General features: G+C 55.1%; 15 protein-coding genes. 5 read left to right on the top strand and 10 right to left on the bottom strand.

Annotation, left to right across the window (positions count from 1 at the left end):
- Window positions 1-13: 13 nt before the first annotated feature.
- Genes BMY55_RS05405 through hsdR form a run of 3 tightly spaced genes read right to left on the bottom strand, consistent with a single transcriptional unit; the run spans window position 14 to window position 5,619 of the window.
- Window positions 14-1,789, bottom strand: a complete 1,776-nt coding sequence (locus BMY55_RS05405) for a restriction endonuclease subunit S (protein WP_218142231.1) — start codon at window positions 1,787-1,789, stop codon at window positions 14-16.
- A complete protein-coding gene (locus BMY55_RS05400; protein ID WP_091428959.1) occupies window positions 1,786-3,264 on the bottom strand; it encodes a type I restriction-modification system subunit M in 1,479 nt (492 codons plus the stop codon). The genes BMY55_RS05405 and BMY55_RS05400 overlap by 4 nt, the downstream gene beginning before the upstream one ends.
- On the bottom strand, window positions 3,265-5,619 hold the full coding sequence (gene hsdR, locus BMY55_RS05395; RefSeq protein WP_218142230.1) for an EcoAI/FtnUII family type I restriction enzme subunit R: 2,355 nt from the start codon (window positions 5,617-5,619) through the stop codon (window positions 3,265-3,267).
- Window positions 5,620-5,739: 120 nt separating this feature from the next.
- Between hsdR and BMY55_RS05390 the strand changes: the two genes are divergently transcribed.
- Entirely contained in the window at window positions 5,740-5,973 is a 234-nt protein-coding gene (locus BMY55_RS05390; protein ID WP_091428958.1) for a helix-turn-helix domain-containing protein, read from the top strand.
- Between the two features lie 161 nt (window positions 5,974-6,134).
- Here the strand turns inward: BMY55_RS05390 and BMY55_RS05385 are convergent, their stop codons facing one another.
- The 5 genes from BMY55_RS05385 to BMY55_RS17020 are packed head-to-tail and all read right to left on the bottom strand — an operon-like array spanning window position 6,135 to window position 9,706.
- Entirely contained in the window at window positions 6,135-6,464 is a 330-nt protein-coding gene (locus tag BMY55_RS05385; RefSeq protein ID WP_091428957.1) for a helix-turn-helix domain-containing transcriptional regulator, read from the bottom strand.
- A gap of 1 nt (window position 6,465) precedes the next feature.
- Window positions 6,466-6,795 (bottom strand): type II toxin-antitoxin system RelE/ParE family toxin, encoded by a 330-nt coding sequence (locus BMY55_RS05380; protein WP_091428955.1) that lies wholly within the window; start codon window positions 6,793-6,795, stop codon window positions 6,466-6,468.
- A gap of 51 nt (window positions 6,796-6,846) precedes the next feature.
- Window positions 6,847-8,370, bottom strand: coding sequence for a relaxase/mobilization nuclease domain-containing protein (locus BMY55_RS05375; protein WP_091428954.1), 1,524 nt, complete (start codon window positions 8,368-8,370; stop codon window positions 6,847-6,849).
- A complete protein-coding gene (locus tag BMY55_RS17025) occupies window positions 8,364-8,837 on the bottom strand; it encodes a plasmid mobilization protein (RefSeq protein ID WP_245744652.1) in 474 nt (157 codons plus the stop codon). The genes BMY55_RS05375 and BMY55_RS17025 overlap by 7 nt, the downstream gene beginning before the upstream one ends.
- The gene (locus tag BMY55_RS17020) at window positions 8,834-9,706 is read right to left on the bottom strand and encodes a helix-turn-helix domain-containing protein (RefSeq protein ID WP_245744651.1); all 873 of its coding nucleotides are present in this window, start codon (window positions 9,704-9,706) and stop codon (window positions 8,834-8,836) included. The genes BMY55_RS17025 and BMY55_RS17020 overlap by 4 nt, the downstream gene beginning before the upstream one ends.
- A 524-nt stretch (window positions 9,707-10,230) precedes the next feature.
- On the opposite strand from BMY55_RS17020, the gene BMY55_RS05355 reads away from it, so the two are divergent.
- Window positions 10,231-11,109 carry a tyrosine-type recombinase/integrase gene (locus BMY55_RS05355; protein WP_091428952.1) on the top strand — a complete coding sequence of 293 codons (879 nt, stop codon included), beginning with the start codon at window positions 10,231-10,233 and terminating at the stop codon, window positions 11,107-11,109.
- Between the two features lie 12 nt (window positions 11,110-11,121).
- Window positions 11,122-12,318, top strand: a complete 1,197-nt coding sequence (locus BMY55_RS05350; RefSeq protein ID WP_091428951.1) for an IS91 family transposase — start codon at window positions 11,122-11,124, stop codon at window positions 12,316-12,318.
- Between the two features lie 580 nt (window positions 12,319-12,898).
- Here the strand turns inward: BMY55_RS05350 and BMY55_RS05345 are convergent.
- Entirely contained in the window at window positions 12,899-13,609 is a 711-nt protein-coding gene (locus BMY55_RS05345) for a winged helix-turn-helix transcriptional regulator (RefSeq protein WP_091428949.1), read from the bottom strand.
- Between the two features lie 142 nt (window positions 13,610-13,751).
- On the opposite strand from BMY55_RS05345, the gene BMY55_RS05340 reads away from it, so the two are divergent.
- Together BMY55_RS05340 and BMY55_RS05335 are read left to right on the top strand one after the other, a co-directional pair.
- Complete coding sequence (locus tag BMY55_RS05340; RefSeq protein ID WP_218142229.1) at window positions 13,752-14,606, top strand: class I SAM-dependent methyltransferase; 855 nt, start codon at window positions 13,752-13,754, stop codon at window positions 14,604-14,606.
- A gap of 75 nt (window positions 14,607-14,681) precedes the next feature.
- Window positions 14,682-15,311 (top strand): MSMEG_1061 family FMN-dependent PPOX-type flavoprotein, encoded by a 630-nt coding sequence (locus BMY55_RS05335; RefSeq protein ID WP_177179293.1) that lies wholly within the window; start codon window positions 14,682-14,684, stop codon window positions 15,309-15,311.
- Window positions 15,312-15,574: 263 nt separating this feature from the next.
- Here BMY55_RS05335 and BMY55_RS05330 read toward each other — a convergent pair whose 3' ends face one another.
- On the bottom strand, window positions 15,575-16,693 hold the full coding sequence (locus tag BMY55_RS05330; RefSeq protein ID WP_091428946.1) for an acyl-CoA dehydrogenase family protein: 1,119 nt from the start codon (window positions 16,691-16,693) through the stop codon (window positions 15,575-15,577).
- Window positions 16,694-16,736 lie beyond the last annotated feature (43 nt).

The following is a 16,736-nucleotide window of genomic DNA, read 5'->3' as shown; positions in this document are numbered from 1 at the left end:
AATACATGTTTTCTCAATGAATTTTTGAGGTGAGGGTGTCGGCCAGCTTGACGCTGGAAGATTCTAAGTCTCGAATTCGCTGGCGCAGCATTTTACAAATTTTCAACAAGTCGGACACTCGATCGCAAATTCGGCTTAACTCCGCCTTCGGTGGCAAAGGCACAAGAACCTCGCCGAGGATTTCTAAATTGATGTTCTTTTGCGCCGTAGATGGAGCGTAGTGTTCAAGATCGTTCTTGGCGGTGCGAATGAAATAATCAAAGTAGGTGACGTCAACGTCATCTTCAAACGGGATGTAGCCAACCACACTGTCTGGAAAACAAGCGTCTATTGCGAGGATGCCAGTATCGGCGATATTCGCGGCGATGGTGATGCAGAGTGTCCCTCTCGGCCAGAGTCGGCTCTGCTGGAGGCCAAAGTCGTTATAAAAGCTTTCAGACTCGACAATGAACGGATTTGCGCGGGCGACGTCCCCCGTTTGAACAAGAGGGTATTCGCCGCCGTCGAACAGACGCCGATCATTCCGAGGCCGATGTTTTGATTTTCCTCTAGCAAGCTCGCCGACCTCTGGCAATCTGGCCCAAGTCCACGATTCTGGCAGAGCATACGGCTTTGGCAATCCGTCCACATCCTTTGTGGCCTTTGGCTTTCGGATTGTCTTTGCTTTGACGAGTTTGTCTCTGGTGCGGATAGCACGCTCTAACCATGTGGCCGCTGGTTCGTCGCTCGGGTCTTGGGAAACCAACAAACCTCTTATGGCCAGCTCGAGCACGGTTGTTTCAAGCCTTGCCACACTCTCCTCGGTCGTGAACAGCGTGTCAAAGTGGGCTTCGATGCGGGTCCAGTTTTGGGTGAGGTCTTCGGGGGTTTGGCTGTTGGTGAGGGTGGCGAGGCAGGTTTCGACGAGGGTTTGGTGCGCCTTGAGGCTGTCCTCGGCCTGCCGCTCCAACGCATCACACAGCCCCATCAGCTCATCCACTTTGGCCACGATGCGGTTTTGTTCTTCGAGCGGCGGAAGCGGAACCGGAAGTGCGGTAACTGTACTCACGTTCAATTCGACTTGCTTCGTCGAACCTGACACCAAGGAGCGTTCATGTGTTGGGTCAATACGATCCTGAATACCCGCAGAGGAAAGGAACACCTCAAGGAACCTTGGGCATCCAGAAATTGACCGAACAACCGTAACATGCGAGTCCGCCACTAGTGTCTGATCGTTTTCAACTTCAATGGCCAATACTCGCCCTACGGTACCAGTGCCCGTTGAATTCCAGAGAATGTCGCCGCTCCTTAAGAAACGCTCAGGGCCGTAGGTATCAACGCTCGCGTCGTTGATGAACCTGGCTTTCTCTAAGTCGAACTGCCCCCACTGCACGCACTTTTGCGAGACAACCTGAACCTGACCGTCCTCGGCATACTTAGGGCTCTTTCCTCTTTGAATATATCCGGTGACGTCCTGTAGCCTCGTCCATACCCAGCTTTCTGGCACATCAAAGGGAACCTCACCTTTAGCAACTTCAGGTAGCGCCTTTGTTTTCTTCGATTTGCCGTGCCTTACGAGCTCGTTGCGTAGTCGCAAGATCTCATCAAGATAGAAAGCAACACCGCCATCATTTTCATCCTGAGGGACCAGTTTTCCTCGAACTGCTAGCTCAAGTATCAAAGCGCGCAGTTTCTTGATGCCGTAGAGCGTGATCGCGCCGCTATTTCCACGGCCCGCGCTGGATTTCTTCTCGATTGCTGCCGTCCAGACATCCAGATGGTCAGTGATGAGTTGGTTCACATCCGTCACGGGCGAGCCCCATTCAGCGCATCCGACAAGATCGATTTCAGCTGATCACGCAGCTTCTGAATGTCATCCTGCGCTTCCTGATAGTCTTTCAACAGCTTGTCGGGGTCATGGTCCGCCTTGGCCGCCTCAAAAGGGTTTTTGTCGTCGAAGTTGAAACCGCGCTGCTCGAAGTATTCAACGCTGCGTTTCCACGCCTGATTGGTTTCCTTGCGTGCTTTGAAACCATCGGCCTCATCCCCCCACCAGTCGATCTCGGGCTGGAACTCCGCGAACTGCATGGGCTTGGATTTGTTGTAGTTCTTCACGCCCTCTGGATAGGGGTGTTCGTAGAACCAGACATCCGTCGTCGGCTCGCCCTTGGTGAAGAACAGGATGTTGGTCTTGATGCCCGTGTAAGGGTTGAAGACACCGTTAGGCAGGCGAACGATGGTGTGAAGGTTACACTCGGTCAAAAGAGACTCTTTCAGCCGTGTCTTTGTGCCTTCGCCAAACAGAAAACCATCCGGCAGAACGACCGCAGCGCGGCCGTGTTTCTTGAGCAGCTTGATGATCACCGCAATGAAAAGATCAGCGGTTTCACGGGTGCGCAGGCCTGCCGGGAAGTTCTGCTCGATCCCGTCTTCCTCGATCCCACCAAAGGGCGGGTTGGTGATGATGCAGTGCACGCGATCCTTATCGCCATAGTCGCGGTAGGGTTTGGCCAACGTGTTATCGAGGCGGATGTTTGAAGGGCTGTCGATCCCATGCAGGATCATGTTGGTCATGCAGAGCATATAGGGCAGCGGCTTTTTCTCGACCCCCTTGATGGTTTTGGCGAGCTGCTGGCGGTCCTTGCTGGTCTTGGCGTAATGCTCTTTCTTATGGTCGATCGCGCAGGTCAGGAAGCCGCCGGTGCCGCAGGCCGGGTCAAACACGACCTCGTCCAGCTTTGGATCAACGCGGTTCACGATGAAGCGAGTGACGGCGCGAGGCGTGTAGAATTCGCCAGCGTTGCCCGCACTTTGCAGGTCGCGCAGGATTTGCTCATAGATGCCGCCAAATGTGTGCCAGTCTTCGCGGTTATTGAAATCGACTTCGTTGATCTTGTTGATGACCTGGCGCAGCAAAGTGCCGGACTTCATGTAGTTGTATGCGTTCTCAAAGACGCGCTGGATAATCAGCGCCTGTTCTCGCTGCGGGCCTTGCGTCTTCACAGGAGCCTTCAGCTTTGGGAAGAGCGTATCTTGCACAAAGTCAAACAGACCTTCGCCGGTCAGGCCTTCACGCTCGCCCGCCCAATTGCGCCACCTTAGGTGATCGGGAAGCGCCGACACGAAATCATCATCGATGAGTTCAAGTTCCTGTTCGCGGTCATCGAGAATCTTTAGGAAGAACATCCATACCATCTGGCCGATGCGCTGCGCATCACCATCGACACCCACGTCTTTGCGCATGATGTCCTGAATTGCCTTGATGATGCTGGTAAGATCACCCATTTATCCGTCCGCCTGTCTGTATATCTGTTGCTCAAGCTCTCTTACGGCTTGTTCGTATTGTTCTTTGCCGCCGAACACATCGCGGATGATCTCGACCGGTGTTCCAATTTCATCGAAGGGGTCAAGACGCAAGACGCGGGCGTCTTCGATCGTGCGCACACCTTCGTCCGCATACTTGTCCAGAAGCGCCGACAAGACCTTGCGGGCCTCGTCTCCGTATTTTGTGAAGTAGTTGCGCTTCTTGACGTTGTTGGCCCGCTCCGCGCGCGTGAGGGGCGGCTGGTCGTATGCGATGTGGCAGAGCAGGTCGAAATCGCCGAAATCCTTGCCGACCTCTTCGGCCAAGTTCTCCAACAAGATGCCATGCTCCTCCAGCTCCTGGATGATAGCGGCCTTCTTGTCTGCGTCGTTCCACTTGCGGATGAAGTCGTCCAAGGACGAAAACTCGGTCAAAATCTGTTTCCGCGCGAATTCCCTGTAAGATTCTGTGATCAAAGCACCGTCGGGACCGATGAAGCTGACGCGTTCCGCAATGATCTCCACTTCAACGCCGCTGACGACTAGTTTGGTTATTCCAGTACTATCTGGCAGTTCCAAATGATCGTCCTCCGGATCAATTGGGGGATCAGGAGGTTCGGGCGGATCATCATTGCCTGGCTCGTAGATAACGACCGCTTCCCCGTCAAAGTCTGGGTCGTTAAAAAGCTCTGTAGCCTTTTTGAAGTCCATGATGGTGAAGTACCACTTGCCATGCTCCTCATCGACGCGGGTTCCCCGCCCAATGATTTGCTTGAAGGTGGTCATGGATGTGATCGTTTTATCGAGGACTATCAGCTTGCAGGTCTTCGCATCTACGCCAGTGGTAAGCATTTCCGATGTTGTCGCAATGACGGGAAACTTGCTTTCCGGGTCGATGAAATTGTCCAGATCGGCTTTGCCATCCTCCTTAGTATCACCGGTGATACGCCGGACATATTGTGGATTATCGATCGCGATCTGGCCTGCAGCGTTTACGATTGCCTTGCGCATCCGCTCCGCGTGGTCAATGTCTTCGCAAAAGATGATGGTCTTGCTGAAAGGGTCAGTCGCGTTGAGAAGCTGCATAACCCTCGCGGCAACCAGCTTGGTGCGTTGGTTAAGCACCAGAAGTCGATCCATGTCTTTCTGGTTGTACTGTCGGTCTTCAAGCGGGTTGCCGAGATCATCGATGGCGCCGGGTGGCGGGGTCCAACCCTCGACATCCTTGTCGATATCGATTTTCACTACTTTGTAAGGCGCTAGAAACCCGTCTTCGATCCCTTGTTTCAGGCTGTATGTGTAGGCTGGTTCGCCAAAATAGGTGCTGCTCGAAACGTCTTTGGTTTCCTTCGGCGTCGCCGTCAAACCAATCTGTATGGCACCCTTGAAATACTCGAGGATCTCACGCCACTCCGAGTTTTCGGACGCGCTCCCGCGATGACACTCATCTACGACGATCAAATCAAAGAAGTCTGGGGAAACGGTCTTGAACGTCTTATCACTTTCTTCACGGCCCGTGAGTGACTGATATAGACCCAAGTGTATTTCATAAGACGGATCAATTCTCCGACTTCCAATTTTGGTCATCACTGAACCAAAGGGCTTAAAGTCGTTCACAAGAGTCTGATCAACAAGAATGTTACGATCAGCCAAAAACAAAATGCGCTTTGCAGCACCAGCCTTCCAAAGCCGCCAAATGATCTGAAAAGTCGTGTAGGTCTTGCCGGTTCCGGTCGCCATGACCAATAGCACTCGATTCTTGCCTTTGGCGACAGCTTCAATTGTGCGGTTGATCGCTTCGGCCTGATAATACCTCGGCTCTTTGCCCGACCCGTCATCATGGTAAGGCTCCATGAGCAAGGTTTGCTCACCATCTTCAATGCCACGAAACGATTTGTAACGTGCCCAAAGGGTTTGGGGGTCTGGAAACGCAGTCAAAGAAAGAGATGTTTCAATGTCTTCGCCGGAGCTTGGGTGCTTGTTGTGTTGTTCGAAACCATCGCCATTTGAACTGAAAGCCGTTGGAATCTGCATGATCTCGGCGTAGCCAAGCGCCTGCTGCATCCCGTGTCCTATAGAATGGTTGTTGTCTTTGGCCTCCAATACAGCCACGGGAAGTGATGGCTCCCAGGATAGGACGTAATCGGCAAATTTCTTTTTCTTCTTGTTGCGGGAAGACATGTTACCGCGGACGATGATTGGCCCCGGCGTCAAAGTCACTTCTCGCCTTATCTGGGTAAACTGATCCCAGCCAGCGCGCTTCAGTGCCGGGGTAATATAAAGGTCGCAGATATCGGACTCACTGAGCTTCTTCTTCTCTCCAGGGGGCAGCGACATTTGCTTTTAATACTCCAAAAATCCCTTTGCTAAGCTGTACAGAGCGAAGGTTCTTAGGCTATACAATTATACGCAAAAGCGTATACTGACTAGTGTGATCTTTCTTGCAATGGACGCGCGATGAATAGTCTGATTTCTAGCCCGCAACGCTTGGGTGCTCTGCTCGCCGAAGCTAGAAAGGCTTCCGCCTCAACTCAGGCTGAAATTGCGGAACGTGCTGACCTTCGGCAGGCAACGGTTTCAAAAGTAGAAAATGGTGATCAAGGTGTAAGGTTAGAAACAGTACTATCTTTGCTTGAAGCAAACGAACTTGAGCTCGTAGTTCGAAAGAAGTCAAATCTATCAAGAGCCTAACCCATTAGAATGATCGACTTGACTACCCAAGCTTTGTTTTACTGATCAACGTTTTGGCTGAATAATGATGCGCGCGCCCCGCCCCCGGATCACAGCATTGAGACCTCGCGGTCAATGACATCACAAGGGACTTGTCCAGCTTAGCTTGGTTGACCGAAAAGCTACGCGTGTAGTCTGTCGTTTGAGGTGATGGAAAAAGACACGCCTTCACGCTGCTTCAAGCGGGCAACCATGGCCAGCAGATTATCCGCGCGCGGGTTGCCCTTGGCGCTGAGCATTCGCATCAGGCTCTTGGGGTCTTTGTCCATGTCTTGCGCCAAGGCCTCGAATCCCACCGTGGCGTTGACATAGTCGCGCAGCAACACCTTGCCGGTCTCCAGATCGTCGCTGAGCATCGCTTCGATGGCTTCGCGGAACAACCCCGAACGAAACTCAGGATCGCGCTCAGCTCGGGCTTTGATCGTGTCTTTGAAGTCTTTCGTCAGGGGCATGTCATTCGTCTTTCTCTTTGCGGGCCTTGTAGTCGTCCCAATATGCTTTGGCCTGTTCTATGTCCTTTGACTGGCGCTTTTTCGTGCCGCCACAGAGCAGAATCACAAGCGTATCGCCGTCTTTGCCAAAATAGACGCGGTAGCCGGCGCCGAAGGTGATGCGCCGCTCTGACACGCCTTGGCCCACTGGCTTCACGTCGCCAAGGTTTCCGGTCTCGATCCGTGCAAGCGCCGTTCGCACCTTCAGTGCCGCCGCCGTATCCAGACCATTGAACCAATCGTCGAACGGTGTTTTCCCCGCCTCGGTGACATAGACAACAAGCTTATTCATTACAGCCATTGGTGACATATACGTTACCAATTGTCAATCGGTTTTGGCACATCAATGCGTCATCCCCCGGTCCATCTCCACCTCCCGCTCTTCTAGCTCTGTCTCAACCTCTCTTCGGCGGCTTTCACTAATTTCAAGCTGGTCTCGAGTTGCGTGCGCAGCTTCCCGTAGTTCGAGCCCTCGCTCAACAAGCCGTGCAACGCAGCCACGGACGCCGTTTGCGATTGAATGAGCACTGACACGCAGGCGGCCAATCCATCCATCTGGCTCTGCATCTTGGTCGTCGAGCGTGCCTCTAACCCGCTCAATTCCGCGGCTGAGACCTCGCAGGCCGTCACCAACCGCTCGACGCAGGCGAGCAAGTCGCGTTCTAAGGCTGTCAGGGGTGTCGTCATCTAATCCTCCTCGATCTTGATGCACGTCACTGACCTGCCGCCTAGCGTGCAGGTCCTCAGGCGTGTCTTGGTCGGGTCCAGCACCAGCCATGTCCCGTCCTCCCTGTCGATCCGTGTCAGGCCCAAGTCCGTCAGTTCCGAGCTGGTCAGCATCAGCGTCCAGAGCAAGCTCGCGGCCATCATCGAGACGATCCCCACCAAGAACGTCCCTGTGATCAGCCAGGGCGAGATCGTCAGCCAACTCTTGTTCTGTCGCAGAAAGGTGCGGGTATCGGTCTCGATTGTACGCTGCGCGTTGGTCGCAATGCTGTTCAAATCTGTCCTGAAGTTCTCCAATTGGGATGCCATCGAGGCGGCGTAGTCCTGCCGTATCGTGTCCAGTTCCGCGTTCAACTTCTCGCTCAGCCGTGTCGGCTTGCCAGTCTTCATGGAAAATCTCTCCTTTCAAACGCCAGCGCTCGCCGGTGTCTGGGTCTTGGGCGGTCAGGTAGGCTTTGCCCGCGCGCGGGATGCCAAAGCCCGCATCGGTGAGGGCGTCGAGCATACTGGCGCGGTCGGTGATCAGGCCGACGCTGACCTGATCCAGAATCCACGCATGCAGCTCGTCACGGCCCTGAGCGCGGGTCGGGGTTTCAATGGTGTCGCGGACCTCTTGGACCCGCTCCAACTCCATCGGATCGGCCCAGCCGTGCCGCTGATTCATCACATCGCGCAGGCTGTCGAAGGCGTTCTCATAACCTGGCGGCGCGATGTTCAGGCTCCGGCCCGAGGTCAGCTCCAGGCGCGGCGTGCAGAAGTGAAGCTCGACACGGTCTTCGTGGGTATGTCGGACCCAGAGCACCTCATATTGCTCAGGGTCCAGCCCCGCGAAGGCCAGACGCTCGAACCCGTCCATGACCTCGGCCTGCTGTTCTTCGGTTGGGGCATCTTCTGCGGCAAAGCTGATCACGCCCGCGCGGTAGGTCCACTGGTGGCGGCTGGCGTCGATCAGTGCTTCTGTACGGTCGGGATTGCCGCGCAGGACCTCCGGCAAAGGCTCCCGTGTGACCGTCATCGGTTGACCGTCCGCATCACGGATCAGGTCGCGGTTGTCGTCGTAGGCCAGCACCTTGCCCGCGACGAGATAGCCGACCGGACCTGCGCCCGCGCCTTTGCCGTTGCGGAAGAACTTGATCAGCATCGGCGTGCGGCCTCCACGATCTGGGCAAGCTGGCGCTCGATGGTCAGCAGGCGGCGGGCAACGGTGAGGGCATCGAGGTCAACGCGGCCCGCCAGCATCGCGCGGTTCAGCCACCGGGCGATCTGGTTGAGGTTGCCGCCGATGCGCCCGACGGCCAGCACGAGCGCCGGATCGACATGCGGCACAGGCTTGCGGCGGCGGGCCTCGGTCAGGCCAAGCGCTTCGCGCAGCAGGGTCGCGGCGGGCAAGCCAGCGGCCTCGGCTTTGGCGCGCAGCTCGGCCTTCTCGGACGCGGTACAGCGGAAGACAAAGGTCTCGGTCAGCGGCTCTTTGGTGCGGGTTTTTCCCGCACCGGTGGGGTTCGAAGGGGAGGCTTGCCGCCCCTCGCAAGGTCCCGTGTCAGCAGCGCCAGCGTATGACATGGGTCGCCTTGCTGTTTGCTCTTCGGTGGGGTCGGTAGCGGTCATGATCTGAGGCCTGCGGCTTGGATTTGGGCCTCTGTCACCAGCTTTGAGGCGAGCAATCCGTCGATCTGCTTGGCCGTTATGTGTTTGCACATCGGGCTGCGATCACTGATCCAGCTAGCAAGCCGCGCTTGGTGAGCAGCCTGCAACGCTGCCGCCTTCTCCCGGTCTTCCGCTTGCTTCTCAACATAGGCAAGCCACCGACGCGACTGAAACCAATTGTCAGAAAAGCAGACCTTGGAACGGGTGAAACCTGCACTGTCGGTCGCGTAGGCCTGGACCGCTTGCAGAAAGTCTTCCGGTGCAATCCCTTCCTTCATGGCCTCTTCGATCTGGGCAAGACAGGCTGTTTTGCCGCGTAGCCGGTCCGGTGGATACGCCGCCAAAATCTTCTCAGCCTCCGCCGCCTCGCGCCCGCGCGAAGGCGGTTCTTTCCTAGGTTCAATGGTAAGGTTCCTGTCTCGATTTGAGACTACCCCCGTCTCACCCTTGGGACTTTTCCCCCGCTTTTTTGAGACGTTTCCCCCCGTCTCATTTTGAGACACAACCCTATCAGGACCGCTGCCCCCACCCTTGGGGCGCGCGCTCGGACCGAGGGTAATGTCGAGGTGCAACTCATACTGGTTGGCCCCACGCCCGCCGTCGCCATCACCACGGGCATGCCGCGTGACAAGGCCACATTCCTCCAAGGTGGCCATATGCCGGAACAGCGTTGCACGGGCCATCTCACATTCGTCTGCTAACCGCTGAGCGCTTGGGTTGCATTGGCCCGTTTCTTTGTTGTGAAAGTCTGCCAGTTGAATCAGCACAATCTTGGCGGCGGGCTTCAGGCCTTTGACGTTCGCGGCCCAGATCAACGCCATGCCGCTCATGGTTTTGAGCCTGCTAAAAGGGTGGTATCAGGTTCACAACTTGTTCGACAAATGTCCTGATACTTTTTGGGACCTAAGGGCTTGTTTTCGGAGCGAAATACACTGGATTGCAAATCCGTGTACACCGGTTCGATTCCGGTACTCGCCTCCAATAAATTTCAATCACTTAGCCGGATTTTCGCAGTTATACGCGAATTTCAAACACGGATTTTTGAAATTGTAGTCCTGAGCCATCCTTACGGCTCCAGCTCCCAGCGAAAGCGCATGTGCGAGACATTGAGGTGGCTGCCCGACCATCGCGGGCAATCAAAAGACCAAAACACAAACTTCTTCAGCACTATCTCCACATCACTGCCGTTCATCGAAAACCAATTAAGGTCCGGTATGCGGGACGAGGACGAAGCCGCTCGCGCGGCGGGGGCGCTTGTGGCCGGCGCGTTGCGATGATCTGACGGTCGAGACTTTGGGAATGGGCGTGTCTGTCTGACGATTGGGGTCTCTCAATCAACAGACAGGAGGGTCCCATGGCGGACACGAAGACCACACCGCTGCGTGAGCGGATGATCGAAGATATGCGGATCAAAGGGCTGGGCGAGAGCTCACAAAAAGCGCATATCCGAGCGGTTCGATATTTTGCCGAGTACCTTGGTCGGTCTCCGGACACAGCGACCGCCGAAGACTTGCGTGCCTATCAGTTGCAGATGGTGAACACGAACGTCACCCCATCGACCTACAATGTACGGCTTGTCGGGCTGCGGTTCTTCTTTGAAACGACCTGCAAGCGCCCCGAGATGAAGCAGTGCCTGCATTTCCGCACCGAGCCCCGGAAACTGCCCGTTGTGTTCAGCGCCGAAGAGGTATTCGAGTTGCTAAAGGTTGCACCCGGACCGGGGCTGAAGTATCGCGCGGCGCTCAGTATCTCCTATGGCACCGGTTTGAGGGCATCGGAGGTCTGCAATCTGAAAGTTACGGATATCGACAGCGACCGGATGCTGATCCACGTCGAGAAGGGCAAGGGCGGCAAGGATCGCAAGGTGATGTTGTCGCCGGGCCTATTGGAGCTTTTGCGTGACTATTGGCGCGAGGCGCGCCCGGAGGGCTGGCTGTTTCCCGGCAAACCTCGGATCAACCCACTTTCACCGCGTCAATTGCATCGTGCCTTCAGCGCTGCCAAGCATCTGGCCGGTATCAAGACGCCGAGAAGCACGTTGCATACGTTGCGTCATAGCTTTGCCACCCACCTTCTTGAGGCCGGGACGGATGTGCGTGTCATTCAGGTTTTGTTGGGCCATGCCAAGCTGAGCACGACCGCACAATATACCCATGTCGCGACCAAGCTGATCCGGGACACCGACAGCCCCTATGAGCTGCTGGCGCAGCTTCAGGACCGAAGGTCAGAGTGATGGGCACGGGCGTTGCCGCGCCCGAAGCTGGAGGTCGCTGATATCTTTCGAACCTACGGTCCTGCCTATCGGGGAGCCAAAGCGGGGCGTCTGAACCTGAGCCAACTCCGCGTCATGTCAGCGATTGAATCCTGTCGTACAGAAGCGCTCGGTGGGCATGTGGCGGCCTGCACGAAGTGCAACCATCAGCACATCGCCTATAACAGCTGCAAGAACCGGCATTGTCCCAAGTGTCAGGCACCAGCGGCCCGTGACTGGATGCAGGCGCGCGCCGAAGATTTGCTGCCGGTCGAGTATTTTCACCTCGTCTTCACGCTGCCAGCTGAGATCGCCCAGATTGCCCTTTGGAACAAGCGCGCTGTTTATGGTCTGCTGTTCAAGGCGTCTGCTCAAACGGTAACCACCATCGCCGCTGATCCCAAGCGCCTTGGCGCCCGTGTCGGCATGACCAGCGTATTACACACCTGGGGCTCAGCGCTCACCCATCATCCCCACATTCACATGATCGTTCCGGGGGGCGGCCTGACCTCGGACGGCAATCGATGGAATGCCTGCAAGCCCGGGTTCTTTCTGCATGTGCGCGTGCTGTCGCGGCTGTTGCGCCGTCTCTTTCTTGAGGGGCTGATGGCCCTGCACCGTGTCGGGCAACTGAGGTTCTTCGGCGATCTTGCCGGATTGGCAGACGCCAGCGCTTTCGCCAGATGGTTGGCCCCGCTGCGCAAGATCGACTGGGTTGTTTATGCCAAACCGCCCTTCGGTGGCCCGGAAGCGGTGCTCGCCTATTTGAGCCGGTATACCCACCGAGTGGCAATCTCAAACCACCGCCTTGTCAGCGCTGATGCCGACACCGTGGCGTTCCGGTGGAAGGACTACAGGACTAAGCGCGGGGATCGCATGAAGGTGATGCGGCTACCGACTTTCGAGTTCATCCGCCGCTTTCTGATGCATGTCCTGCCCGATCGCTTCCATCGCATTCGCCACTACGGCTACCTTGCGGGCAGCGGTCGCAAAGAGAAAGTCGCCCAGATCCGCTCGCTTCTCGGAACAGCGAGATCTGACGAACCAGACCAGCTGAAAGATGACCCCCAAGTCTCACTGAAACTGCGCGAACCATGTCCCAACTGCGGCGGCACGATGCGCATCATCGAAGCATTCCGGCGCGGGCAGAAACCCCGCACCCGGGCACCACCACGAAAGCAGGCCGCATGATGAAACGCCCATCTGCTGCCCATCCTCCGATCCGACGCTCAGGGTGCCGGTCAGAGCTGGGCTTTGGTTCAACGCCGTTCTCGATGAAAAAGACCATGCAAAGCACCGCCGCAAGACCCGCAAAAGCCCCCAACGGAACGCCAAAGGCCGTCCAGCCGCCCGGTCAAATTTGGCAAACCCGGCGAAACTCAAACCGATATCAGAGGCAGACGCCTGTACTTTCCCCATAACGCAGCGCACGCATCCCGCGGCTTCCACCTTGTCAGATTTGTCAACGCGGGCCATTCCGCCAAGACCAACCTAACCAACTGGCCCGCATCGAAAAATCTTAGACAAACCGGACCTGATGCAGGTGCAGCTATTGCTGACGCAGAAAACTTTCGCAATTGCAGCGTCGCTCATTTGCATATGCAGCACATTTCACCGAAGCGGTCGTTCACACGGGCCGATCTTGGTGGATACTGGAATGACCTTTCGCTGCGATCTGCTCCAACAATCAAGTCGCGGACCTTGAACGGTTCTAACTCAATGACTGGTTTAAACGGCCAACGAAAAATCTGAGCTGCTTCGGCTGCAGACATTAAACACCACTACTGTGCATTTCTGCTAAAATGCCCTCGCCATAGGAACTGACGATCAACCAACGGTCGATGCTGCGAGCTAGAGAGGCTTGGCCCAATAGGATAATCCGGCCGCCGTCGATTTCGGTGCTCAGGGAAGTATGCCCAAAATAGACCGATATCATTGCTGCAAGCTCGGCGGTAATGAACAGATCGACATTGTGGCCGGGGTCGAGATAGCAAATATCGACTGGCGCTCCAGGTTTACAGACAATCCAGAAGTTCTTTTCGCCTGTTTCTTGTTCTGGAAATGATATCTGGATGGCCACACGTCGGGCGGGCAACTCAGAAACGTCGATGCTGCGGCGCAAGTTCCAGACAAACCCTTTGGCATCCGCGTCGCAAATTCCGTTCATGGTGTTTGTGTTCCGATAGGCCCAATTACCCAGCGCTTGAATAACCGGCTCAAGTTCGACCGCTGCGGCAGTACGCAAATATTCGATCATTCCGGTCGCACTATTCTCGACCCTTTCGATCAAGCCATGGGCCTGCAGTTCTTTTAACCTTTTGGTCAGGAGCGTCGGGGAAATACCCGGAATGCCCCGACGAATTTCATTGAACCGGGTCGAGCCCCACCACATTTCAGCGAGAATTTGGATTGTCCAACGTGGCTGCAACACCTCGCAGGCCATCGTGACAGGACAGAAAAGCATGTTCTTGCGGGTGTTCATGTGGCTTGGTCTCCGGTTCTCAGAATGGGGCGGTATCCGAAATCAGTCTAGTCCTGTTTTTGTACCAGATCCGCTTCAGATCAGAGACTTGAGGAAAACGCCGCACGGCCCGACGCTGAATTTGATTTTAATGGAGGGTAAAATGAAGGATTTTGACGCCGAGGCATACAAGTTATCTACGCAGGTCCAATGGGATACGGTTGCCGAACACTGGAACGCTTGGGGCTCACTTCTGGATCGGTGGCTTGGTCCATCAACTGAAGCGCTGCTTGATATGTGCGATGTTCAAACTGGATCTCGCGTTTTGCATGTCGCTGGAGGATCGGGACAAGATGCGATGCAAAGTGCGCGCCGTGTTGGAAATACTGGCCACGTATTATCAACGGACTTCTCTGAGGAACTGACACGGCTGGCGAACATCCAATTCGCCGACGCAGGGGTATCTCAGGCGCACGCGGTCACAATGGACGGCGAGAATATCAGTGTCGATGGTCCTCTATTTGATGCTGTGATTTCGCGGGTAGGGTTGATTTTCTTTCCAGATCAGGAACGGTCGATGAACAGCCAGATCGACGCCCTAAAATCGGGTGGAACTGTTGGTGCGCTGGTCTATGCAACGCCTCAGGAGTGCCGGTTTTTCTCTGATCCTGTCGGTATCATTCGCAAACACGCTAACCTTCCGCCACCAGAACCGGGTATGCCGGGTCCATTCAGTCTGGGTGCGCCAGGTGTCATCGAATCCCTATTCGAACGAACGGGGCTAACTGACATCCAAATCCAGAAGATAGATGCTCCAGTCACACTCCCAAGCGCGAAGGATTGTCTGCGTTTCGAACAAGAAAGCTTTGGCGCGCTCCACCAAATGCTGGGTGGCCTTGATGATGTAGCCAAACAGAAGGCATGGGAAGCTGTGGAAAAGGCCTTGGAGGCGTTTGAGACGGATCAGGGTTTTGCGGGACCTTGCACCATGATTGCCGCTAGCGGGAGGAAACCCTAAGATCTAGAGCGCGGCACTTGACCAGCACACTGGTTGGAGTTGACAAAGACTTCATTGCATAGAAGGGATTGCCGATTGTTAGAAATTGATGAAGAAATTCAAAGCATTGAACGCCTTAGGGAACTCTTGCCCACTGAGGGGTTCACAAATACTTTTCTTAAGGTCACCAATCGTTTGAACGATGTAGCGCGAGCGTTTATTGCTCATGCTCCTTTTGTTATAGTGGCGACCAAAGCGTCGGATGGCTTGATCGACATCTCACCCAAAGGAGATCCGGCCGGGTTTGTCGAGGTCTATGATGACAAGACGCTGATCATACCGGATAGGCTTGGCAATCATCGCGTCGATGGTTTTCATAATCTCTTAGAAGATCCCAATGTGGCGCTTTTGTTCATTGTGCCCGGTCATGGTGACACTCTGCGAATTGCGGGCAAAGCACGTATCGTTCGGGATGCGGCAATCAACAAGCGCCATGCAGTCAATGGGAAAGAGCCGCTGCTCGCTCTCGTGATCGACGTTGAGGAAGCATTCATGCATTGTTCAAAATCATTTATTCGCTCGCGTCTATGGCATGCAGACCATTGGCCAAAACGAAAGACGGCACCGACGCTCGCGGAATGGGTCAAAGCAACTGTCGACACTCGGGAGACGCTTGATGAGGTGCAAGCCGACCACAGTTCCGACGAAAAATCTCGCCTATATTGAGTTAGGCAGAATCTGACATTTGCCCGTTTTTTGACATCTGTCCACTCGGGCTCACAGCGGGATTCCGGTGAACATCGTCAAGAAATTTAGAGGTAATATCAGCTTGAGCGGCCTTAGTGCAGGGCTTTACGATCGTTCATTGTAACCGCGCTGATGGTCACGTTTATTGCCCAATTTTCCTAACTGCGCAAACAATCAAGGCGTTAAGTTCGCTGTTGATCTTGAATTGCCGAGAACACACCCTGTCTGCTGGTCATCTAATTCTACCGGATAGGATCCAAACCCAAAGCAAAGCGACCGCTAAATCTGTGTTGTCGTTTTTCTTGCATCGGATGGAACTGCGCTGCGTGAATATCGCGCAGCATTCTCTCTATGCCCAGCTTTCTAAAATAGCTCGAACCGCCTGCTGTTTCCATTGCCATTTCGACAGTATTCATCACCGCGTTCACAGTGATTGTTTTGCGCATCAATATCGCGTTGGTCGTCTCAATCGAAGCGACAAAGTCGAGGTCATTTGCGATTGCCAGCATATCATCGACGGTTACTTGGGCGGTGGTCAGTAGGTTCAGCATTTCGCCGACGAGGTATGGAGCAACTTCGTCGCTCATTCGCTTACTTGCCTGCGTTATCGCGACCTTCACTGCCTCTTCCGCAATCCCTAAATAGACGGACATTATCAATGGCAAAGCGCAGGGAAGCACGACGTCAAAGATTGCACCGTAACCGTCACGAGGGCGCGAAAGAATAATGGCTTCGTCCGGCACAAATACCTTTTCTAAAAGCATTGTTTGCGAACCAGACTCGCGCATTCCCATCGTGTCCCAGTCATCGGCAAAGGACAGGCCTTCGGTTTGAAGTGGAATCGAGAAATGCAAAACTTGGGCGCCATTCACCGGATCGTCGTATCGCGCAGACGTCACAACGGCCACGGCCGCTGGTGAGCCACTGGCAAAGGGTTTGTGCGCCGTGACGATATACCCCCCGTCTGTGCGGGTTGCGTGGCCGTTCGATTCCATCCAGTCGTTTGCTCCGGTGCTGATCAACACCGCTTCTGCCGCAGCAACTTTGTCTAGCAGTTTGCGGCCGGGTCGCCCTTTGCCGTGATTATAGACAGCAGCGGCAACTAAATGTTGGTGCATCGCAAGGGCGAGTGCCGTAGATGCGTTCGACTTGGCGATCTTGCGCAGGAACGCTGCCATTTCCTTGTGTTTACAGCCACCGCCATCCAGTTCGAGCGGGATCAAGGCTGAGAACAGTTTGTGAGTCCGCAAGCAATGGTGGTTGTCCGCCGCAAATTCACCGGCCTTGTCACGTTTGACGCTGCTTGTGGCCAATTCTTGAGAAACGGTGTCAGCAAGAGTTTCCAAATCAATTCTTCGCATCAAAAATTTCCCTCTAGGTTCGACCAAGACCTACAATGATTTC

This window comes from Aliiroseovarius sediminilitoris (assembly GCF_900109955.1).
Lineage (GTDB): Bacteria > Pseudomonadota > Alphaproteobacteria > Rhodobacterales > Rhodobacteraceae > Aliiroseovarius > Aliiroseovarius sediminilitoris.
This window is presented reverse-complemented; position numbering and strand designations above follow the sequence as displayed.

What these genes read in the sequence shown, in the direction of transcription:
- BMY55_RS05400 (WP_091428959.1), bottom strand. Translation starts at nt 3,264, where the DNA reads ATGGGTGATCTTACCAGCATCATCAAGGCAATTCAGGACATCATGCGC.
- hsdR (WP_218142230.1), bottom strand. Translation starts at nt 5,619, where the DNA reads ATGTCGCTGCCCCCTGGAGAGAAGAAGAAGCTCAGTGAGTCCGATATC.
- BMY55_RS05390 (WP_091428958.1), top strand. Translation starts at nt 5,740, where the DNA reads ATGAATAGTCTGATTTCTAGCCCGCAACGCTTGGGTGCTCTGCTCGCC.
- BMY55_RS05385 (WP_091428957.1), bottom strand. Translation starts at nt 6,464, where the DNA reads ATGCCCCTGACGAAAGACTTCAAAGACACGATCAAAGCCCGAGCTGAG.
- BMY55_RS05380 (WP_091428955.1), bottom strand. Translation starts at nt 6,795, where the DNA reads ATGAATAAGCTTGTTGTCTATGTCACCGAGGCGGGGAAAACACCGTTC.
- BMY55_RS05375 (WP_091428954.1), bottom strand. Translation starts at nt 8,370, where the DNA reads ATGCTGATCAAGTTCTTCCGCAACGGCAAAGGCGCGGGCGCAGGTCCG.
- BMY55_RS17025 (WP_245744652.1), bottom strand. Translation starts at nt 8,837, where the DNA reads ATGACCGCTACCGACCCCACCGAAGAGCAAACAGCAAGGCGACCCATG.
- BMY55_RS17020 (WP_245744651.1), bottom strand. Translation starts at nt 9,706, where the DNA reads ATGAGCGGCATGGCGTTGATCTGGGCCGCGAACGTCAAAGGCCTGAAG.
- BMY55_RS05355 (WP_091428952.1), top strand. Translation starts at nt 10,231, where the DNA reads ATGGCGGACACGAAGACCACACCGCTGCGTGAGCGGATGATCGAAGAT.
- BMY55_RS05345 (WP_091428949.1), bottom strand. Translation starts at nt 13,609, where the DNA reads ATGAACACCCGCAAGAACATGCTTTTCTGTCCTGTCACGATGGCCTGC.
- BMY55_RS05340 (WP_218142229.1), top strand. Translation starts at nt 13,752, where the DNA reads ATGAAGGATTTTGACGCCGAGGCATACAAGTTATCTACGCAGGTCCAA.
- BMY55_RS05330 (WP_091428946.1), bottom strand. Translation starts at nt 16,693, where the DNA reads ATGCGAAGAATTGATTTGGAAACTCTTGCTGACACCGTTTCTCAAGAA.